At 61.2% G+C, this 25,374-nt stretch carries 23 protein-coding genes and 4 tRNA genes; 22 read left to right on the top strand and 5 right to left on the bottom strand.

The genetic code is table 11. From position 1 onward, the window contains the following. Nucleotides 1-14: 14 nt before the first annotated feature. Nucleotides 15-230, top strand: coding sequence for a hypothetical protein (locus tag CCR95_RS04110; RefSeq protein ID WP_201092127.1), 216 nt, complete (start codon nucleotides 15-17; stop codon nucleotides 228-230). A gap of 73 nt (nucleotides 231-303) precedes the next feature. Next, nucleotides 304-1,878, top strand: a complete 1,575-nt coding sequence (locus CCR95_RS04115; RefSeq protein WP_201092128.1) for an AAA-like domain-containing protein — start codon at nucleotides 304-306, stop codon at nucleotides 1,876-1,878. Nucleotides 1,879-2,094: 216 nt separating this feature from the next. On the opposite strand, the gene CCR95_RS04120 is transcribed toward CCR95_RS04115, so the two are convergent. After that, nucleotides 2,095-2,790, bottom strand: a complete 696-nt coding sequence (locus CCR95_RS04120) for a hypothetical protein (protein ID WP_201092129.1) — start codon at nucleotides 2,788-2,790, stop codon at nucleotides 2,095-2,097. A 210-nt stretch (nucleotides 2,791-3,000) separates the two neighbouring features. Next, complete coding sequence (locus CCR95_RS04125; protein ID WP_201092131.1) at nucleotides 3,001-3,207, bottom strand: hypothetical protein; 207 nt, start codon at nucleotides 3,205-3,207, stop codon at nucleotides 3,001-3,003. A gap of 58 nt (nucleotides 3,208-3,265) precedes the next feature. Between CCR95_RS04125 and CCR95_RS04130 the strand changes: the two genes are divergently transcribed. The 4 genes from CCR95_RS04130 (at nucleotide 3,266) to CCR95_RS04145 (ending at nucleotide 10,773) form a co-directional block, all read left to right on the top strand. Beyond that, nucleotides 3,266-4,489, top strand: coding sequence for a reverse transcriptase domain-containing protein (locus tag CCR95_RS04130; RefSeq protein ID WP_242523050.1), 1,224 nt, complete (start codon nucleotides 3,266-3,268; stop codon nucleotides 4,487-4,489). Between the two features lie 72 nt (nucleotides 4,490-4,561). Then, nucleotides 4,562-6,136 (top strand): AAA-like domain-containing protein, encoded by a 1,575-nt coding sequence (locus CCR95_RS04135; RefSeq protein WP_201092135.1) that lies wholly within the window; start codon nucleotides 4,562-4,564, stop codon nucleotides 6,134-6,136. Nucleotides 6,137-6,412: 276 nt separating this feature from the next. Next, the gene (purL, locus tag CCR95_RS04140; RefSeq protein ID WP_201092137.1) at nucleotides 6,413-10,303 is read left to right on the top strand and encodes a phosphoribosylformylglycinamidine synthase; all 3,891 of its coding nucleotides are present in this window, start codon (nucleotides 6,413-6,415) and stop codon (nucleotides 10,301-10,303) included. A 56-nt stretch (nucleotides 10,304-10,359) separates the two neighbouring features. Then, nucleotides 10,360-10,773 (top strand): BLUF domain-containing protein, encoded by a 414-nt coding sequence (locus CCR95_RS04145; protein ID WP_201092139.1) that lies wholly within the window; start codon nucleotides 10,360-10,362, stop codon nucleotides 10,771-10,773. A gap of 111 nt (nucleotides 10,774-10,884) precedes the next feature. Here the strand turns inward: CCR95_RS04145 and CCR95_RS04150 are convergent, their stop codons facing one another. Beyond that, nucleotides 10,885-11,232 carry a TusE/DsrC/DsvC family sulfur relay protein gene (locus CCR95_RS04150; protein WP_207188510.1) on the bottom strand — a complete coding sequence of 116 codons (348 nt, stop codon included), beginning with the start codon at nucleotides 11,230-11,232 and terminating at the stop codon, nucleotides 10,885-10,887. A 584-nt stretch (nucleotides 11,233-11,816) separates the two neighbouring features. Then, the gene (locus CCR95_RS04155; RefSeq protein WP_201092144.1) at nucleotides 11,817-12,839 is read right to left on the bottom strand and encodes a response regulator; all 1,023 of its coding nucleotides are present in this window, start codon (nucleotides 12,837-12,839) and stop codon (nucleotides 11,817-11,819) included. A gap of 97 nt (nucleotides 12,840-12,936) precedes the next feature. Here CCR95_RS04155 and pgl point away from each other — a divergent pair, with 97 nt between their 5' ends. After that, on the top strand, nucleotides 12,937-13,626 hold the full coding sequence (gene pgl, locus CCR95_RS04160) for a 6-phosphogluconolactonase (RefSeq protein WP_201092145.1): 690 nt from the start codon (nucleotides 12,937-12,939) through the stop codon (nucleotides 13,624-13,626). 46 nt (nucleotides 13,627-13,672) lie between these two features. Here the strand turns inward: pgl and CCR95_RS04165 are convergent, their stop codons facing one another. Further along, nucleotides 13,673-14,161: a hydrogenase maturation protease gene (locus CCR95_RS04165; RefSeq protein ID WP_201092146.1), complete on the bottom strand. Its 489-nt coding sequence runs from the start codon at nucleotides 14,159-14,161 to the stop codon at nucleotides 13,673-13,675. A gap of 120 nt (nucleotides 14,162-14,281) precedes the next feature. Here CCR95_RS04165 and CCR95_RS04170 point away from each other — a divergent pair, with 120 nt between their 5' ends. The 15 genes from CCR95_RS04170 to CCR95_RS04240 all read left to right on the top strand — a co-directional run. Next, complete coding sequence (locus CCR95_RS04170) at nucleotides 14,282-14,521, top strand: HypC/HybG/HupF family hydrogenase formation chaperone (protein ID WP_201092147.1); 240 nt, start codon at nucleotides 14,282-14,284, stop codon at nucleotides 14,519-14,521. Nucleotides 14,522-14,668: 147 nt separating this feature from the next. Beyond that, complete coding sequence (gene ppsR, locus CCR95_RS04175; protein WP_201092148.1) at nucleotides 14,669-15,511, top strand: posphoenolpyruvate synthetase regulatory kinase/phosphorylase PpsR; 843 nt, start codon at nucleotides 14,669-14,671, stop codon at nucleotides 15,509-15,511. Nucleotides 15,512-15,631: 120 nt separating this feature from the next. Then, a complete protein-coding gene (locus CCR95_RS04180) occupies nucleotides 15,632-16,729 on the top strand; it encodes a Re/Si-specific NAD(P)(+) transhydrogenase subunit alpha (protein ID WP_201092152.1) in 1,098 nt (365 codons plus the stop codon). A gap of 240 nt (nucleotides 16,730-16,969) precedes the next feature. Further along, a complete protein-coding gene (locus CCR95_RS04185) occupies nucleotides 16,970-17,266 on the top strand; it encodes a proton-translocating transhydrogenase family protein (RefSeq protein WP_201092153.1) in 297 nt (98 codons plus the stop codon). A gap of 12 nt (nucleotides 17,267-17,278) precedes the next feature. After that, nucleotides 17,279-18,679, top strand: a complete 1,401-nt coding sequence (locus CCR95_RS04190; RefSeq protein WP_201092154.1) for an NAD(P)(+) transhydrogenase (Re/Si-specific) subunit beta — start codon at nucleotides 17,279-17,281, stop codon at nucleotides 18,677-18,679. 200 nt (nucleotides 18,680-18,879) lie between these two features. Then, nucleotides 18,880-19,284: a CCDC90 family protein gene (locus tag CCR95_RS04195; RefSeq protein WP_201092155.1), complete on the top strand. Its 405-nt coding sequence runs from the start codon at nucleotides 18,880-18,882 to the stop codon at nucleotides 19,282-19,284. A 16-nt stretch (nucleotides 19,285-19,300) separates the two neighbouring features. Then, nucleotides 19,301-20,530 (top strand): AI-2E family transporter, encoded by a 1,230-nt coding sequence (locus tag CCR95_RS04200; RefSeq protein WP_201092156.1) that lies wholly within the window; start codon nucleotides 19,301-19,303, stop codon nucleotides 20,528-20,530. A gap of 72 nt (nucleotides 20,531-20,602) precedes the next feature. Then, nucleotides 20,603-20,679 (top strand) — tRNA-Pro (locus CCR95_RS04205). A 62-nt stretch (nucleotides 20,680-20,741) separates the two neighbouring features. Then, a tRNA-Arg gene (locus tag CCR95_RS04210) sits at nucleotides 20,742-20,818 on the top strand. A 25-nt stretch (nucleotides 20,819-20,843) separates the two neighbouring features. Continuing rightward, a tRNA-His gene (locus tag CCR95_RS04215) sits at nucleotides 20,844-20,919 on the top strand. Between the two features lie 65 nt (nucleotides 20,920-20,984). After that, nucleotides 20,985-21,060, top strand: a tRNA-Lys gene (locus CCR95_RS04220). A 250-nt stretch (nucleotides 21,061-21,310) separates the two neighbouring features. After that, nucleotides 21,311-22,852, top strand: a complete 1,542-nt coding sequence (locus tag CCR95_RS04225; protein ID WP_201092157.1) for a type I restriction-modification system subunit M — start codon at nucleotides 21,311-21,313, stop codon at nucleotides 22,850-22,852. Beyond that, nucleotides 22,849-24,015, top strand: coding sequence for a restriction endonuclease subunit S (locus CCR95_RS04230; RefSeq protein ID WP_201092158.1), 1,167 nt, complete (start codon nucleotides 22,849-22,851; stop codon nucleotides 24,013-24,015). The genes CCR95_RS04225 and CCR95_RS04230 overlap by 4 nt, the downstream gene beginning before the upstream one ends. 64 nt (nucleotides 24,016-24,079) lie before the next feature. Continuing rightward, the gene (locus CCR95_RS04235; protein WP_201092159.1) at nucleotides 24,080-25,117 is read left to right on the top strand and encodes a tetratricopeptide repeat protein; all 1,038 of its coding nucleotides are present in this window, start codon (nucleotides 24,080-24,082) and stop codon (nucleotides 25,115-25,117) included. Nucleotides 25,118-25,179: 62 nt separating this feature from the next. Continuing rightward, the coding region (locus tag CCR95_RS04240; protein WP_201092160.1) for a hypothetical protein at nucleotides 25,180-25,374 on the top strand (195 nt) is incomplete at its 3' end.

The following is a 25,374-nucleotide window of genomic DNA, read 5'->3' on the forward strand; positions in this document are numbered from 1 at the left end:
TTTTTCGTGTTGCTGTGTACGTACCTGCACTGATTTCACGACAAAACATCAACACTCTTCAGATCGGACGCTCTCTGGGCCGGCTGCTGGAGCTGGGCAGGCCGGTCGTGGTCGTCGCGCAAGGCGAACGCGCCTGGACCGGGGTGCGCGAACGGCGGCTGGCGTGGCGCATCGTCCCGGCGCGGATCGTCGCTCCCGCTGGAAGCACCGCCCAACTCGCTGAGGGCTGAGTCACCTGCTCGGCACGGTGCCTTGGGAGCGCCATGCGATGCTGAATCCGTCCCGCCAACCGCGAGGTGCCCGATGCGCTTCTTCAATACCGAAGGTCCGAACCGGCCGGAGGATCACTACAGCCTGCCGCCGCTCTCGCGCTGGGATCTCGACGCGATCCTGACTCTGATCGACCAGAAAAAATACTTCCTGCTCCACGCCCCGCGTCAGACCGGCAAGACCACCTGTCTGCTGGCGCTGATGGCGCGGCTCAATCAAGAGGGGCGCTATCGGGCGGTCTATGCCAATCTGGAGACCGCGCAGACCACGCGCGAGGATGTCGCGCGTGGGATGCGGACCGTCTGCGGTGCCATCGCCGCCGCCGCCCGGCTCTATCTCGGCGAGGATCGGCTGCAGGACTGGGCCAAGGCGGCTTGGGAGGCACGCGGCGCCGATGGGATGCTGAACGGGCTGCTCGAAACCTGGAGCCTGAATAGCTCGACTCCCCTCGTCCTGCTGCTTGACGAAGTCGACGCCCTGATCGGCGATACCCTGATCTCGTTGTTGCGCCAGTTGCGCGCCGGCTACCCGCAGCGCCCGGGCGCCTTTCCGCAGACGGTCATCCTCTGCGGGGTACGCGATCTGCGCGACTATCGCATCCACGCCCGCTCCGAGTCCGCGCCCATCACCGGCGGCAGCGCCTTCAACATCAAGGCCAAATCCTTGCGCCTGGGCGACTTCGACGCCGACGAGGTGCGCACCCTGCTGCTGGAGCACACCCAGGAGACTGGACAGCCCTTCTCCCCCGAGGCGCTGGAGCGGGTCTGGACCCTGACCCAGGGCCAGCCGTGGCTGGTCAACGCGCTCGCCTATCGCGCCTGCTTCGAGTTACCTGAAGGCCGTGACCGGCGCCAGCCGATCACACGCGACCTGATCGACCGGGCCAAGGAAGCGATGATCGTCGAGCGTGTCACCCATCTCGACCAGCTCGCCCACAAGCTCCAGGAACCGCGCGTGCGGCGCATCATCGAGCCGATGCTCGCGGGCTCGGCGCTGGGCGATGCCCCGGTCGAGGACATCGAATACCTGCTGGATCTGGGCCTGCTGCGCCAGAGCCGCGACGGCGGCCTAGTGGTCGCCAATCCCATCTACCGCGAAGTCCTGCCGCGCGCCCTGGCCTTCACGCCGCAGGCGTCCCTGCCACAGATCGCCCCGACCTGGCTCGCCGCCGATGGCGCGCTCGATCCCGCGCGACTGCTGGACGCTTTTCTCGCCTTCTGGCGCCAGCACGGCCAGCCGCTGCTCAAGAGCGCGCCCTACCACGAGATCGCTCCGCATCTGGTGCTGATGGCCTTCTTGCATCGCGTCACCAACGGGATCGGCACCCTGGAGCGCGAATACGCCATTGGTGCCGGGCGCATGGATCTGTGTCTGCGCTATGGCGCGGTTACGCTCGCCATGGAGCTAAAGGTCTGGCGCGACGGGCGCCCCGATCCGCTTGCCGAGGGCTTGAGCCAGCTCGACGGCTATCTTGCCGGGTTGGGGCTGGACTCGGGCTGGTTGATCGTCTTCGACCGGCGCGCGGACCAACCGCCGATCGCCGAACGCACCGCGAGCGCCGACCAGCGGAGTCCGGCGGGGCGGCGCATCACCCTGGTGCGGGCCTGAGGGGTATCCCCATAAGCGCCAACTTAACCGTACCGTTGACGTTCTTGTGAATTCATCATCTCAATGACCCTGGCCGGAAGGGTTTGCAAGGCGCGTCGACGCGGGCGCTCCTGGAGCACCTCCAGGCAGGCCTCCCACTGCTCGGCTCGCCAGCGCTGGGCATCGAGAATCCAGCCTCGACCTGTTGGCGCACGATCATCAAGCGCCGCCAGGGCGTCAGCCGACGGGGTTGGTCCAGCGGGTCGAAGCCGCGCGTGGTGTGGCGTTGAGCGCGTCGTTCAACGACCAGTGCATCGAGTCATTTCCCTCGAATCCAGACCTCGCCCAACCGGCTGTTCTGCTGGGTGCGCAAGGCGTCGAGGTCAAGCAGCGATTTGAGCCGCTTGAACGCCAGTTCCACTTGCCAGCGCAGCGGTACAACGCTAACACGGTGGGGCCATCCAAGGTCTCGGGCGCCACGGTGGTGAAGACCATGACCCCGCCGGCGAGAAACCGGGTGGCCTCACTCGGGGTTCGCCCCTTGCGCTGGGCCGCTTGCCGGCAACGCCGGCGGGCGGCTTCCGCCGCCGTGGGCGGGAGACGCACGGCGTGTAGCCAACCCGGTCCGCTCGCCTCCGGCGCGCGCCGCCACCCCGGGAGACGGATCGTGTCGTCCGTGCCGGCGCGCCGCGACGCCGCGACAGCCCACCGCACCGCCGCCGGATCGCACACCTCCGCCTCCCCTGGGCGGACAAACCAGGGCATCGCCGTGGGGTTCAAGCGCACGATCACCCCCACACCACGCGCGAACCGATCGAGAATCACCCGTGGCTGATGGTAACCTCGGTCCACGAGCACGATATCTCCTGCCTGCCACGGGTCACGGGCCAGGGTGTCCCCGCCATCCACGCCGGTCACGTCCACGGCGTGCACGGTCAGGTGGGTTCAATCCAGCGCCAAATGCACCCGATCGTCCGTTCCCTCGGCGCCCGGTCCTTGCCGTGACGAGCCATCGACGATCAGCAACCGCCAGGCTGTCAACGGGGTCTGCGTGGCGGGTAACCTCGTGTGTAGCAACGCTTTCAGCCAGGGGCCGCAGGCCCGCAACCGCTGGTGGATCGCGGTCTCCGTGATCCGCTCCTCTCACCGCGTGAAGCGACCGGCGGTGGTTCGCAGAGCCTGATCCAATCCACAATACAGCATGACCACCTGCAGTCGTTGCGCGGGCGTCTTGAGCTTGCGCGGGCGGGCGAACGCCTTGAACTCATACGCCATCTCGGCGTACTCCGGTGGCAAGTCTTTCAGAAAGTCTTCAAACGCAAGATCGACGGGATTGGGTTCGTGGGACATGGCGGCAACATGCCCAACAATTCGCGGCTCTCCACGGATATTCAAGGGCTTGACGGCTATGTTGGCGCTTATGGGCGTGCATCTGGCGGTCGATCGGCTGCAGGGCTTCATGCGCCAGGTGACGGCCAATGGCCAGCGCCGCGCCTGGTACCTGCAACTCGACATCCGCAACTATTTCATGAGCATCGACAAGGCGTTGCTGTGGCGTCTGCTGGAGCCGCGCATCGACGATCCGGACGCGCGCTGGCTGACCGAACTGCTGGTGTTTCATGATTGCACCCAGGACTACGTTTACAAAGGCCGGCCCGGCGAGCTGGAGCGGGTGCCGCCGCATAAGACCCTGCTGCGCGCCGAGCCGGGCAAGGGACTGCCGATCGGCAATCTCAACTCGCAGTTTTTCGCCAACGTTTACCTGAACGGGCTCGACCAGTTCGTCAAGCACGAACTCAAGTGCCCGCACTATCTGCGCTACTGCGACGACTTCGTGCTGCTGTCGCCCGATCCCGATCAGCTCTCCGAGTGGCGCGAGCGGATCCGGGAGTATCTGTGGACCGAGCGTCTGCTGCGCCTGAATCCCACGCGCGAGCGGCTGCGGCCTCTGAGCGATGGGGTGGATTTTCTCGGCTATATCGTGCGGCGCGAGTATCGGCTGGTGCGCCGCCGGGTGGTCAACGCGCTGAAGGCGCGGCTGCGTGACGCTCGGGAGCGGTTGGTGAGCGTGCGTGAGGGCGTCGCCTGGTATCGCTTCGACGCGCCCGAACTGGAGCGGTTGCGGGCGGTCCTGGCGTCGTATCTGGGGCATTTCCAGGCCGCGAATACGTGGCGGCTCTGGCGCGGAATCCGGGCGGCGCATCCCTGGCTGGACGTCTATTTCGAATGGGACGAGGCGGCGCGCAAGCTGCAGCCGCGCGACGCCATGCCCAAGGCACTGACGCGGGCCTGTCAGCAATATGCCTGGGCGCGGGGACGCTTTCCGGGCGACGCCCTGTTGTTTCAGGTCGGCGCCTTCTACGAGGTCTATGATCGGCGCGATGCCGTGCTGGCGCGCGACCTGGGCCTGCGAGCGCTGCGCGAAAATCCGCGCCATGCCCTCTATGGCTTCCCCGAACGGCTGTTCGGACGTTATCTGAGCCGACTGCTGGCGCTGGGCAGGCCGGTCGTGGTCGTCGCGCAAGGCGAACACGCCTGGACCGGGGTGCGCGAACGGCGGCTGGTGTGGCGCATCGTCCCGGCGCGGATCGTCGCTCCCGATCGATTCATCGCCCGGCTTGATGGGGACTGAGTCGCCTGCTCGGCGCGGGCCTTGAAAGCACCGTGCTATGCTGACACGGTGCCGCCATCCGCGAGGTGTCCGATGCGCTTCTTCAATACCGAAGGTCCGAACCGACTCCAGGATCACTACAGCCTGCCGCCGCTGTTGCGCTGGGATCTGGAGGAGATCCTGGCCCTGATCGATCAGAAGAAATACTTTCTGCTCCACGCCCCGCGCCAGACCGGCAAGACGACTTGCCTGCTGGCGCTGATGGCGCGGCTCAACCGAGAGGGGCGCTATCGGGCGGTCTATGCCAATCTGGAAGTGGCGCAGCCCTATCGCGAGCAGGTGGACAAGGCTATGCGGGCGGTGGTGGAGCAAATCTCGCGTGGCGCCCGCGATCAGCTCAATGACCAGGGCGCGGCGGACTTGGGTCGGGAGATCGTCCAGACCTCGGGCGGTGGCACGGCCGTGAACGAGTTTCTCACCTGCTGGTGTGCCAGCTCGAACCAGCCGCTGGTTCTGCTGCTCGACGAAGTCGACGCCCTGATCGGCGATACCCTGATCTCGCTGCTGCGCCAACTGCGCGCCGGCTACCCGCAGCGCCCGGGCGCCTTTCCGCAGACCGTCATCCTTTGCGGCGTGCGCGATCTGCGCGACTACCGCATCCACGCCAGTTCCGAGCGCGAACCCATCACCGGCGGCAGCGCCTTCAACATCAAGGCCAAGTCACTGCGTCTGGGCGACTTCAACACCGACGAGGTGCGCACCCTGCTGCTGGAGCACACGGCCGAGACCGGCCAGCCCTTCACCCCCGAGGCGCTTGCTCGGGTCTGGGAACTGACTCAGGGCCAGCCCTGGTTGGTCAACGCGCTGGCCTATCGCGCCTGCTTCGAGCGGCGCGAGGGCCGCGACCGCACCCAGCCGATCACCCTGGCACTGATCGACCGTGCCAAGGAAGACATGATCCTCGAGCGCGTTACCCATCTCGACCAACTGGCTCACAAGCTCCAGGAACCCCGGGTACGGCGGGTGATCGAGCCGATGCTCGCCGGGACGAACCTCGGCGAGGTGCCCGAGGACGACATCCAGTATCTGCTCGACCTGGGCCTCTGCCGTCAGATCCCCGGTCACGGCCTGACCATCGCCAATCCCATCTATCGTGAGGTGCTGCCGCGTGCGCTGGCCTTCACGCCGCAAGCCGCGCTGCCCTCGATCAGCCCCAGTTGGCTTGCTCCGGACGGATCGCTTGATTCCGAGCGGCTGCTCGACGCCTTCCTCGCCTTCTGGCGCCAGCACGGCCAGCCCCTGCTCAAGAGCGCGCCCTATCACGAGATCGCCCCGCACCTGGTGCTGATGGCCTTCTTGCATCGCGTCACCAACGGGATCGGCACCCTGGAGCGCGAATACGCCATCGGCGCCGGGCGCATGGATCTCTGTCTGCGCTATGGGGCGGTCACGCTCGCCATGGAGCTGAAGGTCTGGCGCGACGGTGCCCCCGACCCGCTCGCCGAGGGCTTGAGCCAGCTCGACGGCTATCTCGCCGGGTTGGGGCTGGACTCCGGCTGGCTGATCGTCTTCGATCGCCGCGCGGGCCAGCCGCCAATTGCCGAACGCACCGCCAGCGCTGTCCAGCACAGCCCGGCGGGGCGGCGCATTACCCTGGTGCGGGCCTGAGAGCGTCCCGATGCGCGACGTGCGGCCCGCGAGGGCGAGCCGTGAAATATTCAGCATGGTAGACGGCATGCACACCCTGTCCTGCACCCTTGCGTGATGCCGACCCTTGGCGCACGCCCAAAAAATTCCGAACTCGGCGCTTGCCCTTCCGGCTGAGAGTCTTTCCCGATACTCGCCTTATTTTTCTCGATCGCGGCGCTTTCTTCGTTTCATCCCCCAACCGGCGCCGGCTCAAGTATCATTCGGAGATCCCCCAAGCACTCAGAGTCATCGCCGATGCTGGTCCTTCGCGGCGCGCCCGCCATTTCCGAGTTCCGTTTCCGCAAACTTGCCGATCGCTTGCGCGAGCATACCGGGACGCCGATGCAACCCTATGCCGAGTATGTGCATTTCGCCCAACTGACGGGCGATCTGAGTGCGCAGGGTCACGCGGTTCTGGAGCGCCTGCTGCGCTATGGTCCGAGCCTGCCCGGTCATGAGCCCGGGGGTGCGCTGGTGCTGGTGGTGCCGCGACCGGGGACGATTTCGCCCTGGTCCTCGAAGGCGACCGATATCGCGCGCAACTGCGGTCTGACCGCGATCCGGCGGCTGGAACGCGGGATCGCCTATTATTTGACCTCCGAGACTGGAGAACTCGATCCCGAGAGGCGGCGGGCGGCGGCGACTCTCCTGCATGACCGCATGACCGAACTGGCGCTGTTCGATCTGGAGTCGGCGCACCGGCTGTTCGAGGCGGCAGCGCCGCGTCCGTCCCAACGCATCGATCTGTTGGGCGCCGGTCGGCCGGCACTGATCGCGGCCAATGTGGAGCTGGGTCTGGCCCTGTCGGACGACGAAATCGACTATCTGGCCGCGAGCTTCACCGCGCTGGGCCGCAACCCGACCGACGTTGAGCTGATGATGTTCGCCCAGGCCAACTCGGAGCACTGCCGGCACAAGATTTTTAACGCCGACTGGATCCTCGACGGCGAGCCGCAAACGCGCTCCCTGTTTGGCATGATCCGCCACACCACCGACCAGTCGCCCGAGGGCGTGCTCTCGGCTTACAAGGACAACGCGGCGGTCATCGCTGGCTTTGAGGGTCGGCGCTTCCTGCCCGATCCGCTGACCGGAATCTACGGCGAGCACGAGGAAGACATCCATCTTCTGATGAAGGTGGAGACCCACAACCATCCGACCGCGATCGCGCCGTATCCCGGCGCGGCGACCGGCTCGGGCGGCGAGATCCGCGACGAGGGGGCGACCGGGCAGGGCGCCAAGCCGAAGGCCGGTCTGTGCGGGTTTTCGGTCTCGAATCTGCGCATCCCCGGTTTCGAGCAGCCTTGGGAAGTCGATCACGGCAAACCGGGGCGCATCGTCTCGGCGCTCGACATCATGCTCGACGGTCCCATTGGCGCGGCGGCCTTCAACAACGAGTTCGGGCGTCCGAATCTGATCGGCTATTTCCGCACCTATGAACAGTCGGTTCCTGGTCCCGACGGCACGCCCGAGCTGCGCGGCTATCACAAGCCGATCATGCTGGCGGGCGGCCTGGGCAACATCCGCGCCGAGCATGTCGCCAAGCAGCCATTTCCGCCGGGGACGCCGCTGGTCGTCCTGGGCGGTCCGGCGATGCTGATCGGGCTCGGCGGTGGCGCGGCCTCCAGCATGGCGTCGGGGAGTTCGGCGGAGGATCTGGATTTCGCCTCGGTGCAGCGCGCTAATCCCGAGATGGAGCGCCGCTGTCAGGAGGTCATCGACCGCTGCTGGGCGCTAGGCGAGGAGACGCCCATCCTCTTCATCCATGACGTGGGCGCGGGCGGACTCTCGAACGCGCTGCCCGAACTGGTGCATGACGGCGGGCGGGGCGGGCGCTTCGAGCTGCGCGAGGTGCCGAACGACGATCCCGGCATGTCGCCGATGGAGATTTGGTGCAACGAGGCGCAGGAGCGCTATGTGATGGCCATCGCGGCGGAACGGCTGGAGACCTTCCAGGCGATCTGCGCGCGCGAGCGTTGCCCCTATGCGGTTGTCGGCGAGGCGTCTGAGAGCGAGCATCTGCGTCTCGACGACCGTCATTTCGGCGACCGGCCGATCGACATGCCGCTGCCGCTGCTGTTCGGCAAGCCGCCCAAGATGCTGCGCGACGTGGCTCGCGTCCAGCCGCCAACAACCGCCTTCGCGACCGCCGACATCGATCTGGGCGAGGCGATCTTTCGGGTTCTGCGACTGCCCGCGGTGGCGGACAAGAGCTTTCTGATCACCATCGGCGACCGCAGCATCACCGGACAGGTGGCGCGCGATCAGATGGTCGGTCCCTGGCAGGTGCCGGTCGCCGACTGCGCCGTGACGCTGGCGGATTATCGCGGCTATACCGGCGAGGCGATGGCGATCGGCGAACGCACCCCGCTGGCCCTGCTCGACGCGCCCGCCTCGGGGCGCATGGCGGTCGGCGAGGCGCTGACCAATCTGGCCGCGACCTACATCAACCGTCTCGGCGACATCAAGCTGTCGGCCAACTGGATGGCGGCGGCGGGACATCTGGGCGAGGATGCGCGGCTTTACGAGACGGTCGCGGCGGTGTCTGAGTTGTGCGTCGAGCTTGGCATCGCGATCCCGGTCGGTAAGGATTCGATGAGCATGAAGACCGTGTGGCCGGATGCGGCCGGCAAGCGCCGCGAGATGACGGCCCCGCTCTCGCTGATCGTCTCGGCCTTTATGCCGGTCTCGGACGCGCGCCAGACCGTCACGCCAGAACTGCTCGCCGACGAAGGCGACACCGATCTGATCCTGATCGATCTGGGGCGCGGCCAGAATCGGCTGGGCGGTTCCTGTCTGGCACAGGTGTACGGTCAACTGGGCGACACGGGACCGGATCTCGATCATCCCGATCTGCTCAAGCGTTTTTTGATCGCGATCCAGGATTTGTTCGTCGAGCTGATGATCCTGGCCTATCACGACCGCTCCGATGGCGGGCTGCTGGCGACGCTCGCTGAAATGGCCTTTGCCGGACGCTGCGGGATCGATGTCGAACTCGATGCGCTCGGGCCCGATCCGGTCGCCGCGCTCTTCAGCGAGGAACTCGGGGCGGTGATCCAGGTGCCGCACACCGAGACCGACTGCGTGCTGCAAATCCTCAAATTTCACGGCCTGGGCGAATGCAGCGCGGTGATCGGAGCGCTCAACGATGACGACCGGATCCGTCTCCACCGTCATGCGCGGATGCTGTTCGAGGCCGCTCGCGCCGATTTGCAACAGGCGTGGTCCGAGACCAGCTACCGGATGCAGTCGCTACGTGATCACCCCGACTGCGCGGACGAAGCCTTCGCGCGCATCGCCGCCGAGGATCCCGGGCTGCATGCCGAACTGACCTTCGATCCGGACGACGACATCGCCGCGCCCTACATCGAGCGCGGCGCGCGTCCGCCGATCGCCATCCTGCGCGATCAGGGCGTCAACGGCCAGCAAGAGATGGCGGCGGCCTTCCATGCCGCCGGTTTCGCGTGCGTCGACGTGCATCTGTCGGACATCATCGCCGGTCGGGTCGATCTGGCGCGCTTCCGGGGGCTGGCGGCCTGCGGCGGCTTTTCCTATGGCGATGTGCTGGGCGCGGGCGAGGGCTGGGCCAAGACCATTCTGTTCAACGCCCGAGCGCGGGATCAGTTCCAGGGCTTTTTCGCACGCTCCGACACCTTCGCGCTCGGCATTTGCAACGGCTGTCAGATGCTCTCGAATCTGCGCGAACTCATCCCCGGCGCGGACCACTGGCCGCATTTCGTGCGCAACCGTTCGGAGCAGTTCGAGGCGCGCACCCTGATGCTGGCAGTCGCCGACACGCCCTCGATGCTGCTGGCGGGGATGGCCGGCTCGCGGATGCCGATCGCAGTCGCGCATGGCGAGGGTCGCGCCGAGTTTCGCGACGCCGCGCATCTGGCCGCCGCGCAGGCGTATGTCGTGACGCGCTATGTGGAGAACGATGGGCGGGTCGCCGAACGCTATCCGGCCAATCCGAATGGTTCGCCGGATGGGATCGCCGGGCTGACGACGACGGATGGACGGGTGACCATCATGATGCCTCATCCCGAGCGGGTCTTCCGCGCCGTGCAGAATTCCTGGTCTCCGGACGACTGGGAGCAGGATGGTGCCTGGATGCGGTTGTTTCGAAATGCGCGCGCCTGGGTGGATTAAGTGCGATGCCCGGACGATTCCGGAGATCTTCTTTTCAATTTTTTTGAGCGAGCGCCATGAATCATCTTTCGCGTCTTCTCTATGTGAGTCGAAGTAGCGCCCAAGTCGGCGAGGCCGAACTCAATGAGATTCTCGACGTCTCGCGGAAAAAGAACAAACTGCTGCAGATCACCGGGATTCTGTGCATGGGCGGCGGCCATTTCATTCAGATCCTGGAAGGACCGCAGGACGAGCTGATTCGACTCTATTGCAGAATTCTCGATGATCGGCGCCACTATGATTCCGTACTGATCGGCATTGCTCCCATTCAGCAGCGGATCTTCAAGGACTGGTCCATGGGCTATATCGAGAATCCACCGGAGATCATGGACGCTAACCGCCATCAATTGCTGGAGGTTTGGCGGGGACGAACCGAGTCGCACCAGCTCTTTACGCTGATGAGAGGGTTTCTGGATCAGCTTGGTCGCTGACGCTTAAGCCTTCGTTCGGCAATTGGAACCGCAACGCACGGATGCCGGATCGAAAAGGCCCGTTTTTCTGGAAAACGCACCGCTTCAATCCGGCTTGCGAACCTCGGATGTCTACTGAACGCTGCCGAAGGAAGGATCGGCGGCGCCGGCTGGCGGCTGGAGTCCGGCGAATTTGCACCCTTGCGCGACCGGACCGCCGGGGAACATCGCGTAGAGATATTTGAGGCCGCCCTTGGCGTGGAAGGCCTCGTCGAGTGCGTCATGCAATTCCCGCACGTTCGGCCTTTGATGCTGTTGAAAATAGCCCTGCAGCGCCTTGATGGTGGTCCAATGATCCTCGCCGAGTTGGATGCCGTCCGCCTCGGCGGCTTGTGCCGCGTCTTCTCGTGTCCAATCGGCCGGCGCGGAGGGGAATGCGTCGTCGCGGGTCGTTGCGCCCGGATTCATGATGTCGCTCATCGTCGTCGCCACGATACTGACCTCTCGAATCATCATAATTGATGGTAGTTGCGGTTAGGCGAATCCCGCTCATCCTGGGACGAATGTCCAAGCACGGGCATTCGTCGCGGACGAGCGGTTGCTCCGAGTGTCGATTTTGCGGGGTGTTGCGTCAAGGGGGATCGATGCTTCGGGTCGGTTTAGACGATCCGGGCGGCGCCGAGGATCGGTCGATGATTGCAGTCACGCGCGCCGATCTGCAATCACTAGCGCAACTCCCAAGGTGATTTTCTGAAAACAATCTACCCAGCAGGAAGGTGATGAATGGACAGGATTAACAGGATTGTTCAGGATGGACAGGATTTTGTAAAAAGCTGTTTTTAATCCTGTTAATCTTGAACAATCCTGTTAATCCTGTCCATTTCGAAGCCTTTGGCATGGGTTTAAACTTTCCCGGAAATCGCCCAAGACCGTCTCAGTTCGTTGTCGTTGTCGTTGTCGTAATCGCGGTCTCGACATGGCGAATATTCGACAACGACAACGACAACGAGGAGGCCCCGGTCTCGGAACTTGAGCAGCGAAGCGCTAGGAAAGCGCGTCGGGAATCAGGCACTCAGGAGGAAATACACCGCCGCCGCGGCACCGATCCCAAGGATGGCCGCCCCGGCAATCAGCCCATAGAGTCTGCCGATGGCCGAACCGAGCGACTGCTCCAGGGCTTGATTCGACTGCTGGGCGCTCATGAGTGCGGCATCGACGGCCTCCTTCGCTTCGCGCCGGGCCAGGGTCGCAGCCTTAAGCGCGACGGACTCTTCAATGGCATGCAACTGCTCGTGCGCGGGCTGATCGCCGCCCGCCGGTTTGGGCTGGAATGCGCGCAGTTGTTTCTCGACCGACTCCATGATCCGCGCCCGCTCGGCCTCGATTTCGCGCTTGAGCAGATCCGGCAGGGTCTCGGTCGCTAGACGGGTCGAAATGGCCTGGAAGTCCGCCATGGTGGGTGCCGGCGGCGCGGTTCGGCGCGTGGCCTGCTCCGTCGCGAGGCGGTCTTCCACGATGTGTCGGGCTTCGCTCAACAGGCTTTCGGTCAGATCGCGCCGCAGATCTTCGAGCATGGGGGTCAAAAGTCTGGCAAGTCTGGCCTCCAGGCGCGCATCGACCAATTTCGCGATGGCTTCCTCGGACAGTTCCGGGGTTGGTGCCGAAGCCGGTTGCGCGGCGCGTTCGATGGTTTCCACGACGGGCTGTGGTGTGACGCCGGACGCGAGCTTGTCACGCAGTTTGTCGAGAATCCCAGGCAGGAGTTCGGCCGCGGCCGATTTCGGCAGGATGCCGAAGACCCCTTTTTTGTTCGCGGTCGCGACAAATTCGGGCTCCTCGTGCGAGGTGCACATCACGATGGGTATCGCGGCGGTGCGCGGATCTTCCCGGATCACCTCCAGCGCCTCGAAACCGTTCAGCCCCGGCATCATATGATCCATCAGGATCGCGTCGGGCAGTAATGTCTTGAGGATCTCGAAGGCGGACTCGGCGGAATCCGCCGTTTCGACTTCGACGCCATGACGCTGAAGTTGCAGCCGCAGTGCGTAGCGCGCGGATTTTGAATCGTCGACCAGGAGTATCTTCATCGGGTCCATGACTTCCACTGATGGAGTTGAATGGTTGACGCGGGCCAGTCCGCCGGACGCCAGGTTTCGGGTCAATTAATGGTAGGTGAATCGCACCATGGCTGATAGCAGGATCGCCTTTCGTCTGTATGAGTCCGCCGAACAGGTGGCCGCCGACACGGCGTGGCGCGTTCTGGCGGCGGCCCGGCAGTCAATCGCGGCGCGCGGGCGATTTCAGTTGGTGTTGGCCGGAGGGCGCACCCCCCAGGCGGCCTATACTGTACTCGCCGATCAGGTCGCGGACTGGGACCGCTGGCACATTTTTTTCGGCGACGAGCGCTGTCTGGCGTCGGACGATCCCGAACGCAACAGTCTTGCGACCGCCCGCATTCTGTTGGATCAGGGGCCAATCCCGGCCGCGAATTGGCATCCCATCCTGGCGGAGCAGGGCGCCGAGCTGGCGGCCACTCGCTATGAGGCGCTGATCCGACCCCGGCTGCCCTTCGATCTGGTGCTGCTTGGAATGGGCGAGGATGGACATACAGCCAGCCTCTTCCCCGGCCATGCGATCGCACCCGAGGCGCTCGTCATACCCGTCCAGCAGGCGCCGAAGCCGCCGCCCGAGCGCGTCTCGCTAACCCCGAGCGCGCTTGTGTCCAGCCGCGCTATTCTGATCCTGGTCACCGGTGTCGGCAAGCGGGAAGCCCTGGCGGATTGGCGCCGGGGCGCCGACCTGCCGGTCGCGCGGGTCGCGTCCGCCGGGCCGAGGGTTGAGGTGCTGATGGATCGCGAGGCCGCGGGCGAATGATCCGGGATGTCGAGTGCCCGCCGGAAGCGGGCCAAGCAATTGCCGCCTACCCAGCGCTGACGGACGCGGCGTCCCAACCGGTCAGCAGTGCGCGGATGTTTGCGATTGCCAGCGGAACGGCCGCCTCGACCGCGGGCGTCAGCCGCTCGCCCCAGCCGATGAACTCGGGCTCGATGCCAACCAGCGCGCGTCGGGCGGGCAGGGTGTCGGTGAGCCGTGCCATATCCATCAGGTCCGAGAGGCTGACCTCGTGCACGCTCTTGGCGTGGGCGCGCAACTGGCGATCCATGGCCTCGCCCTCGAAGACACGCACGCTGCCGGGGGCGTCGCCCATGGCCGCGGCATCCACGACGATCAGGCGCGGGCAGTCCCCGATGGGCGCGGCGAGCGTGAAGCTCAAGGTGCCGCCATCGATGAATCGCAGCGGGGCGGCGGGGTCGGTCTCCGCCTCAAGCCGGCGGATTACCTCGGCACCGACCGCCTCGTCGGTCATCAGGATATTGCCGAGACCGAGGATCAATGTGTTTGACATCACAGACTGTGTCTCCTGGTGTGGACTGGGGCGACGGAAAGGATTGATCTGGATCCTTGCAGTGGAGACAGCCACCGCTTAGCCTCCCTCGTCAAGCCCGGAGTGTAAACGGAGACCCTGCCCATGTGTTTTGGAATTCCGATGCAAGTGCGGTCCATTGACGGCTTTATCGCCCATTGCGAAGCCAAGGGCGTCACGCGCGAGGCCAACCTTTTCATGCTTCAGTACGAAGACATCGCGGTCGGCGATTACATCGTCGTCCATCTTGGCCATGCCATCGACAAGGTGAGCGCCGAGCAGGCCGCCGAAGCTTGGGGGATCTATGATTCCATGCTCGCGGGCGAGGACGCCCGCGCGGGTTGAACGGCCTTCGGCCCGATCATCGCGGCTATCGGCTTGGTCGGTCTCAGCCTGCGGCGGTTTCCGGCGGACGTCTACCCAATTTCATCCATTCATGGTTCGATACACTGACCACTGACCACTGACCACTGACCACTGACCACTGACTCCATGAATCGAACCGTTTTTTTCGTCTCCGAAAGCACCGGCATCACCGCCGAGACGCTGGGCCACAGTCTGCTCTCCCAGTTCGATACCATCGACTTCGAGCAGGTCTACATGCCCTACATCGACACCGACCTGCGCGCGAGGGCGCTGACCCAGCGCATGCAAGAGGCCGCCGACCGCGATGGGGCGCGACCGATCGTCTTCGCGACCATGCTCAATAACGAAATCCGCGAGATTCTCAAGGGCGGCAACTGCTTCTACATGGAGCTGTTCGAGGGCTTCGTCGAACCGCTCTCCGCCGAATTGGGCGTGCCGCCAAGCCGCAAGGCGGGCCAGAGTCACGCCATCACCAAGCCGAGCTTCTACACCAAGCGGATCGAGGCCATCAATTTCGCGATGGCCAACGACGACGGGATTCGACCGGACAACTTTCACCGCGCCGATGTGGTGCTGGCCGGGGTGTCGCGTTCCGGCAAGACGCCGACCTGTCTCTATCTGGCGATGCACTATGGTTTGCGTTCGGCCAACTATCCCATCACCGAGGAAGACTTCGAGCGCGGCGATGTGCCGCAACTGGTCTGGGATTGTCGTCACAAGCTGTTCGCGCTGACCATCGATCCGCAGCGGCTGCAACTCATCCGGGAGGAACGCCGTCCCGGCAGCCCCTATGCCTCCATGGCACGCTGTCAGGATGACATCCGGATGGCGCAGCAGATCTACAAGCGGTTGCAGGTGCCGGTCCTCAATACCACCACGCAGTCCATCGAGGAGATCGCGTCTCACATCATCAAGATCCTGAAAGACAACCTCGACGGCTGGTCGGAACCGCTCGCCGAGCAACCCTGACCGGGTCGGATCTGCGGGTGCCGACATGGATCGGCGGTTGCGGGGATCGGGATCGGCATTGATAATGCGCCGATTTCGCTGCCCTTCGGGTGGCGACACCGAAACAGAAGGCGATCCAACATGAAGATCGGTATCCCCTTGGAGACGCGGTCCGGAGAGACGCGCGTCGCGTCCACGCCGGAGATCGTCAAGAAGCTGGCCGGCAAGGGCTTCGAGATCCTGGTCGAGTCCGGCGCTGGCGCGCGCGCCGGTTATCCGGACGCGGACTTCGCAGAGGCTGGCGCGCAACTCACCGACCGCGCCGGGGCCTATGCTGTCGACCTGCTACTGAAGGTGCGGCGGCCCGATGCCGGGGATGTGGAGGCAATGCGTCCGGGCGGGCTGTTGATCAGTCTGCTGGAGACCTGCGGCGAGGATCCGCTGCTGTCAGCCATGCTGGCGAAGGGGATGCGCGTGCTCGGGATGGAACGCATGCCGCGCACCTCGCGCGCCCAATCGATGGATGCGCTGTCCTCGCAGAGCAACCTCGCCGGTTATCGCGCGGTGATCGAAGCGGCGGCGCGTTATGGTCGCTTCTTCCCCATGATGATGACCTCGGCGGGCTCGGCCAAGCCGGCGCGCGTCGTGGTGCTGGGGGCGGGCGTCGCGGGTTTGCAGGCAATCGCGACCGCGCGCCGACTGGGCGCCGATGTCCATGCCTATGACGTGCGACCCGAGACCCGCGAGCAGATCCTGTCGCTCGGCGCCAAGCCGATCATGCTGGATCTGGGCGAAAGCGGGGCGGGGGAGGGCGGTTACGCCAAGGAGTTGTCGGAGGAGGCCAAGGCGCGTCAACAGGCGGCGCTCGGCGATGAACTCGCGAAGGCGCATGTCATCGTCACCACCGCGCTCATTCCCTGTCGCCCGGCGCCGGTGCTGATCACTGAGAAAGTCGTCGCGCGCCTGCGTCCCGGTTCGGTGATCGTCGATCTGGCGGCAGCGAGCGGCGGCAACTGTCCGCTAACCGTGGCGGACGAGATCGTCGAGCGCCACGGCGTGACCGTCGTCGGCATCACCAATTTCCCCGCCCTGGTACCAGCGGACGCGAGCGCCTTCTACGCGCGGAATCTATTCAATCTGATCGAGATCATGGTCCAGCCGGGCGAGTTCGGGCCGGAACTCAAGGATCTAGCCGAGGATGACATTACGGCAGCTATGCTGGTCAAGCCGTCCGCGTAACAAGATTTTTGTCAGGTGTCAGGTGGCAGTTGTCGGCAGGCAGCGAACGGATGCAACCGTCACTGCCGATCGACCATTTCATTGATGGCGTTGATCGTAACGTCGGCCACCGCCGTTGGCAGGGGCGGGCGAGACGCCCGTCCCCCAAGGGAATGGCCGGTTTTATAACCAAAGCCGCATTGATGACTGACAACTGCCACCTGAGAACTGACAACTGAAAACTTCCCCAGGAGTCCCCCCATGCCCGAGGCACTCGACCCCTCGATCGCCGCCCTTTACGTTTTCGTTCTTTCCTGCTTCATCGGTTACTGGGTGGTCTGGGGCGTCACACCCTCGCTGCACACCCCACTGGTGGCCCTGACCAACGCCATCTCCGGCATCGTCCTGATTGGCGCGCTGCTGGTCGCGGGCGATCCGGAATCCGGGATCCTGATCCAGTTCATCGGCTTCATTGCCGTGCTCCTGGCCTCGATCAATGTCTTTGGCGGCTTTCTGGTGACACACAGAATGCTCTCCATGTTCAAGAAGAAAAAGTAAGGACGGATCGCGATGGATTTCACGGTGAATCATCAGGCGCTGGCCTATCTGGTCTCGGCGATCCTCTTCATTTTCGGTCTGAAGGGTCTGACCCATCCGGCGACCGCGCGGCGCGGCAACTTCTACGCCATGCTCGGCATGCTGATCGCCATCGTGGCGACCCTGCTGGGGCGCGATGTCCAGTCCTACGGCTTCATCGTTGCCGGCATCGCCGGGGGCGCCGTGATCGGCGTCATCGTGGCTCTGCGCATCCAGATGACCGCCATGCCGCAGTTGGTTGCGGCCCTGCACAGTTTCGTCGGTCTGGCGGCGGTGCTGGTCGGCATTGGCACCTTCCTGCACAAGCAGGACGCCGGATTGCTCAACGCGGTGCTGATGGGCGAGATTTCCGCGGGCGTGGTCATCGGCGCCATCACCTTCACCGGCTCCATCATCGCCTTCGGCAAACTGCAAGGGTTGTTAAGCGGCGCGCCTGTCAAATTCATGGGGCAGCATCTGCTCAATGCCCTCATCGCGCTGGCGGTCGTTGGACTCGCGGTGCATTTCGCCATGACCGGGAGCCTGCTCTCGCTGGTCCTGATGACCCTGCTCGCCTTCACCCTTGGCGTGACGCTCATCATCCCCATCGGCGGCGCCGACATGCCGGTCATCATCTCGATGCTCAACAGCTATTCGGGCTGGGCGGCGGCGGCGACCGGCTTCACGCTCCACAACGATCTGCTGATCATCGTCGGCGCGCTGGTCGGCTGCTCGGGCGCCATCCTCTCCTTCATCATGTGCAAGGCGATGAACCGCTCGATCCTGAACGTGATCTTCGGCGGCTTCGGTTCCAGCAGCGGAGCAGGCGAAAGCGCCGGCGCGCAGGCCGCCGAGAAGGGCGTCAAGTCGGCGGTGGTCGAGGACGCCGTGTACTGGATGGAGGACGCCGGTAAGGTCATCATCGTCCCCGGTTACGGCATGGCCGTCGCCCAGGCCCAGCATTCGCTCAAGGAGTTGATGGAACTGCTGGAAGCGCGCGGGGTGGAGGTCAAGTTCGCCATCCATCCAGTCGCCGGACGCATGCCGGGGCACATGAACGTGCTGCTCGCCGAGGCGGATATTCCCTATGATCGGGTGCTGGAGATGGACGAGATCAATCCCGAGTTCCCGGGTACCGACGTGGTGCTGGTGGTCGGCGCTAACGATGTCGTCAACCCGGCCGCCAAGGAAGACAAGACCAGCCCCATCTATGGCATGCCGATTCTGGATGCCGGTCGCGCGCGCCAGGTCTATTTTCTCAAGCGCTCCATGCGTCCCGGCTACTCGGGCGTCGATAACCTGCTGTTCTATCAGGACAACACCTCGCTGGTCTTCGGCGACGCCAAGGAGACGATCGACGGTATGAACAGCGCGTTGAAGGGCGGAGGACACTAACCCCCGGCGCGCGCGGCCAGCGCGGGTCGCCACACTGGGAGCGCCGACAGGCTGTCGGCAATGTCGGCAACTCCAAGGCCGACGGCATTCGGCGTCAGCCTCGTTTCGACTCGACGGACGGATTGCCCAACGGCGACTTGTACGCCGGGCTGGCCCCGACTACCCTCATGGCCTGTGCCAAGCAACCGAAGAGTCCTGCCATGAGCGCCGCGCTGCAACTCTACGAGCAACTCACCGAAGCCCCGGACGACAAAACCCGCGCGCGTCTGATCGCCGAGGCGTTCGACGTGCTGGAGGCGCGCTTTCCGCAGATCGGCGATCTTGCCACCCAGGGGCATGTCCGAGAATCCGAACTGCGCTTGCAACAGGGTGTCGAGCAGGTTCGCGGAGAGTTGCGCGAATCCGAACTGCGCCTGCAAAAGGAGATCGAACAGATCCGCGCCGAACTGAAGCTGGACATCGCGCAGCTGCACGCCGAACTGAAGCTCGACATCGCGCAACTGCGCGCCGAGGTCGAGCGCACGAAGACCGATCTGCTGAAGTGGATCGTCCCGCTGATGTTCGCCCAGGTGGCCGCGATCGCGGCGCTGGTGAAACTGCTGTGACCTGCTGGCGACTCCCATGAACCAAGACACCGTCAACAAATCCGTCGTCCTGCTGATGGCGCTCGGGATCTCGGCGTTGTTTTTCGCCATGATCCAGCAATTCCTGATGACCCTGTTCCTCGCGGGGCTTTTCAGCGCCCTGGCGCGACCCCTGTTCCTGCGTTTTCAGGCGTTGCTCAACGGCAATCGTCACCTGGCGTCCCTGTTGACCCTGCTGCTGATCGCGGTGGTGATCCTGATCCCCTTGGTGCTGCTGGTTGGTGTGCTGATCGGCCAGGCACTCGATGTCAGCCAGATGATTACCGTCTGGTTCAAGGGCGCTTTCGCCGATCCTCGCGCGATCGACACCTATCTGCGGCATCTCCCGTTTTACGACCAATTGAGCATCAATCGCGACCAGATCATTCAACAAGCGGGCGCACTGGCTACCGTGATCAGTCGGCTCCTGGTGGAGTGGGTCTCGTCCGTGACGCTCGGGACCGCGAATTTCGTCTTCATGGCCTTCGTGTTCCTGTACAGCATGTTTTTTCTCCAGATGGACGGGCCGAAGCTGCTCGAAAAGGGGCTTTACTATCTTCCGCTGAAGACCAACGAAGAGCGGATGATGCTCGCCAAATTCACCTCCGTAACGCGCGCGACCCTGAAAGGTTCGCTTCTGATCGGTCTCTTGCAAGGCACTCTGGCGGGCATCGGCTTTGCCGTCGCGGGTATCCCCAACGCGGTCTTCTGGGGGACGGTGATGGCGCTTCTGTCGGCCATCCCGAATGTCGGCGCCGCGCTGGTCTGGATTCCCGCCGTGGCGATCCTGATCCTGCAAGGGGATATCGGCGCCGGCGTCGGGCTGGCGCTTTTCTGTGGTCTGATCGTCGGGAGCCTGGACAATGTCCTGCGGCCGATCCTGGTCGGTAAGGACACCAAGATGCATGAGCTGATGATCTTTTTGAGCACCCTGGGAGGCATTCTCATGTTTGGGCTGCCGGGGATCTTCATCGGCCCCGTCATCGCATCGCTCTTCATTTCGATCTGGGAGATTTACGGCGTTGAATTCGCGGCGATTTTGCCGGATGTGCATATTGTCCTGCTCGATTCAACCGATCCTGGCGAACTTGATCCAGTCCACGACATCTCCGCGCCTGTGGATCCGGATTCGGACACTGTCAAGGAACAGGATGATCAGGGGCGGGATACGGCGTTTTCAGGCTCCGCCGACATGGAGACCGATGTTCGATCCGAGGTTAAAGGTTGACTGAAAATCCTTCCGGGCGTATAGTTCCGCGTCTTCGTAGCGGGCCGCGCAATCACAGCCCCGATCCGAAGCCGGGGTATAGCGCAGTCTGGTAGCGCGCCTGCTTTGGGAGCAGGATGTCGGGGGTTCGAATCCCTCTACCCCGACCAATTTGCGAAACAAAACAGGTAATGCGCTTGTCCGTACATTGCCTATGACGCGCCCGAATTAAGCGCCCGTAGCTCAGATGGATAGAGCAACGGCCTTCTAAGCCGTGGGTCGCAGGTTCGAGTCCTGCCGGGCGCGCCAAATGATGAATGTCAGTTTTGCTATGGTGGACGTAGCTCAGTCGGTAGAGCGCAGGATTGTGATTCCTGTGGTCGTGGGTTCGATCCCCATCGTCCACCCCATATAGAAGCGGTTGTGTCAGCCGAGGCTCAAATGTCGCGGCTTCTCAGCCCAATCCCGAAATACCGGGTCGTTAGCTCAGTTGGTAGAGCAGTGGACTCTTAATCCATCGGTCGTAGGTTCGAATCCTACACGACCCACCAATATAAAGAAGCAAAAACAGGCGGTTACAGCAATGTAGCCGCTTTTTTTATGCCCGCTGGTTGGGCTTTCCGGTCCATTTCTGGTCCACCGTTATCCATTGGTCACGCGGTTGGAATGGGCGATCGCCCCGCACGGGAACGCGGTAAAATCCCCCTTCGGCTTCAGTGATACGCTGTGTGTCGTCATCGATCTGTCTACCTGCTGTTGAACAGATTGGCTCGTCCGTCTTGATGGAAGGCTCCAACCCCCATGCTCACCGGTGAAATCCGCAACCAAGTCGATCAAATCTGGAATGCCTTCTGGTCTGGCGGGGTCTCGAATCCGTTGTCGGTGATCGAGCAGATCACCTACCTGCTGTTCATCAAGCGCCTGGACGATCTGCATACCTTGGAAGAGAGCAAGGCTGAAACGCTCGGTCTCCCCATGGCGCGGCGGATTTTCCCCAAGGGAGGGGATGACAAGGGCTGTCTCTACGAGGACATGCGTTGGTCGCGGTTCAAGCATTTCGAGCCGCGCGAGATGATGGCGGTCGTTGACGAGCATGTCTTTCCCTTCCTGCGCAATCTGGGCACGGAAGGGTCCAGCTATGGCCGCCACATGCGCGATGCCCGCTTGGGTTTCAGCAATCCCGCCTTGTTGGCTAAGGTGGTCGAGATGCTCGACAAGATGCCGATGGAGGATCGGGACACCAAGGGCGATCTTTACGAATACATGCTCGGCAAGATCGCTTCTGCCGGTCAGAACGGCCAGTTCCGCACGCCCCGTCACATCATCCAGCTCATGGTCGAGTTGGTAGCCCCTACTCCCGATGATGTGATCTGCGACCCTGCCGCCGGTACCTGTGGCTTTCTGGTCGCCGCTGGGGAATATCTGCGCGAGCGCCATCCAGCCCTATTCCGCAACGAGCAGCAGCGCCGGCATTTCCATGAGGGTCTGTTTCACGGGTACGATTTCGACCCGACCATGCTGCGCATCGGCGCCATGAACATGACCCTGCACGGGGTCGAAAACGCAAATATCACCTACCGTGACAGTCTTGCCCAAGACCACACCGCCGATGCCGGTACCTATTCGCTGGTGCTGGCGAATCCGCCCTTCGCCGGTTCGCTCGACTATGAATCGACCGCGAAGGATCTTCAGAAGATCGTCAAAACCAAGAAGACCGAACTGCTTTTTCTCGCCCTCTTTCTGCGCCTGCTGAAAACCGGTGGCCGGGCAGCGGTCATCGTGCCTGATGGTGTGCTCTTCGGCTCCTCCAAGGCTCACCAAGCGTTGCGCCGCATGCTGGTCGAGGATCACAAGCTCGATGCCATCGTCAAGCTACCGTCAGGCGTCTTCCGGCCTTATGCCGGGGTGTCCACCGCGATCCTGTTCTTCACCAAAACCGGGGTCGGCGGAACCGATCAGGTCTGGTTCTATGAGCTTCAGGCCGATGGTTACTCGCTCGATGATAAGCGGACGAATCTGTTACCGCTGGACAAGCTCGGGGCGATTCCACGCGAGACCCTGAGTGCAGAAGAGCATGCCAAGAATAACCTGCCCGATGTGCTGGCACGTTGGCAGGAGCGCGAGGGTACTGAGCGCAAGCGTCCGCGTACCGCGCAGAGTTTCTGTGTGCCGAAGGCTGAGATTGCCGCGACCGGCAGTTATGACCTGTCGCTCAACCGTTATAAAGAAGTCGAGCATGAGCAGGTCGAGCATGAAGCGCCCGCTGGCATCATCCGTGAGTTGCGGGAAATCGAGAAAGAGATTTCACAGGGATTGACGCGGTTGGAGGAGATGTTGGGATGAAATTTCCTTCAGTTAGATTGGCAGAGGTCGCAATCATTGAGCGCGACGGAATTGATGCATCCGAAATATCGTCTAACACTGAATATCTTGGGTTAGAGCATATTGAAAGTGGTGGCCGTATTCTTGGTTCGCAGAAAGTTTTAAATGGAGAATTGGCAAGCACTAAATTTCGCTTTGGAAGTAAACATATACTTTACGGAAAACTTCGACCTTATTTAGCTAAGATTGCTTTGCCTGATTTTGAAGGTATTTGCAGTACAGATATACTTCCTATTAATTCCGGTCCACGCATCGATAGAAGGTTTCTTGCGCATTTTCTCCGGCAGCCTTCAATGGTTGATTTTGCTGCGTCGCGTGCAACAGGCGCTAATCTCCCAAGATTAAATCCAAAGGTGCTTGCTGAATTTGAAATTCCTCTTCCTCCTGTCGAAGAACAAAAACGCATTGCGGCGATCCTTGATCAGATAGACAGCCTGCGCCGCCTGCGTCAGAGCGCCATTGATCGCCTGAATAGTCTCGGGCAGGCGATTTTCGACGAGATGTTCGTAAAAGATCGTGGAGCCCATAGTTGGCCTGTGTCTAGGGTTGCAGATGTTGCAAAAGAAATTCGCACAGGACCGTTCGGAAGTCAGTTACTCCATTCTGAGTTTGTCGACGAGGGAATCGCTGTTCTCGGCATCGATAACGCAGTGAATAACGAGTTTCGTTGGTCAAAATTTCGATATATTTCGCCTGAAAAATACAGAGATTTAAAGCGTTATACAGTACGTCCTGGAGATGTTCTGATCACCATCATGGGGACATGCGGACGTTGCGCAATCGTGCCTGATGATATTGATGTTGCGATTAACACGAAGCATCTTTGTTGCATTTCGCTCCAGCAAGAGCTGATCCTACCTGGTTTTTTACATGCCGCGTTTTTGATGCATCCTGCCCTCTTGAAGCAATTAGGTGTTCAAGCTAAAGGCGCTGTAATGCCTGGATTAAATATGAATATCATCAAATCATTGAAGTTATGCATTCCGCCGATCGATCTTCAGCGAAAATATGTAGAACGTATATCGATCATGACGACACAAAAGCAAAACATGCTTCAACACATGGCCGGCTTAGATTCGCTCTTTGCTGCGAGCCAACAGCGCGCGTTCAATGGTGAGCTATAGATTCGACAGATGTTCAGCAATATGCATATCCTTTGGCAACGTCACTTTACCGGAGTCAGCCATAATGCTTCCTTTCTCTTTATCGCTTATTCAAATAAAACCTAAATATTTTTATCACCTGTTTTTTTATTTAATATTCATCGCGCTAAATCTTAATTTTACTTTTTGCATTGCTCAAGAACAAATTGGAAATGAGTATATAAAGCAAATCATATCCATTGCATCAAATAATAATGATTTGGGGCGTATGGAAAAATTAAATACGCTTAAAAGAAAGCTCGAAAATCTGCCAAAGAGAGTCGCTGAAGATCATAATAAAGAAATGGCAAAAAAAAATAACCAAAAAGGATTGAATGCGTATAATTCAGGAAAATTTAGGCAGGCAATTAATTTTTTCCTGGATGCAAATAAATTAGACCCTGATGATGCAGAAATAAATTACAATTTAGGCCACGCTTATCTAAAGCTCGACAACTTAAACAATGCGTATCCATCTATCACCAGGTCTCTTATTAATTCGCCAAATAATATTTCTGCGTGGAACGATCTTGCTAAATATTTTTCAATTACAAATAGATTAGAAAAATCAATCGCATGCTATATTGCCGCATTTTATATGTCTGAAGAGACAGGCAGGGAAGAGATAAGGATTTTATTAGAGAAAAAAATGGGTTACACAAACAACAAAGAGGAAAAAACAACGATCAACGATGCGTTAGTTTCGCTTCTTGACGACACAAGCAGTAATCAATCCCTTTCTCCAGAGTCGTTAGAGAAAAAAATCGTTTACACAAACATCAAAGAGGAAAAAACAACGATCAACAATGATGCGTTAGTTTCGCTTCCTAACGAAATAAGTAGTAAACAATCAATTTCTCCAGAGTCGTTAGAGAAAAAAATGGTTTACACAAACAACAAAGAGGAAAAAACAACGATCAACAACGATGCGTTAGTTTCGCTTCTTAACGAAACAAGCAGTAAAGAATCAGTTTCTCCAGAGTCGTTAGAGAAAAAATGGTTTACACAAACAACTACAGAGGAAAAAACAACGATCAACAACGATGCGTTAGTTTTGTTTATTAATTCTACTTTGTTATCTTGACATAAGCTTATGATTTGCAAATATTATTTCTAGGGAAAAATAATGTTGGAAAATGGTGAATCATGGCTAACAGTATTGATAATGAAAAAGATGTGGTGTTGAAAACCATGGTTGATAATCTCTCAGTTCATATTGAGGATTATCATGAGTATTTTCAAAACGAAACGTCTGATGGTCACGAGTTGAGTCGAGCTTACATCATGGGCCTGATCAAAACTGAAGCGGGAAAACGAAATATTGAACGCATCAACGAAGAA

Origin of the sequence: Thiocystis minor, assembly GCF_016653465.1 — a bacterium.
In the GTDB taxonomy this organism is placed as follows: Bacteria; Pseudomonadota; Gammaproteobacteria; order Chromatiales; family Chromatiaceae; genus Chromatium; species Chromatium minus.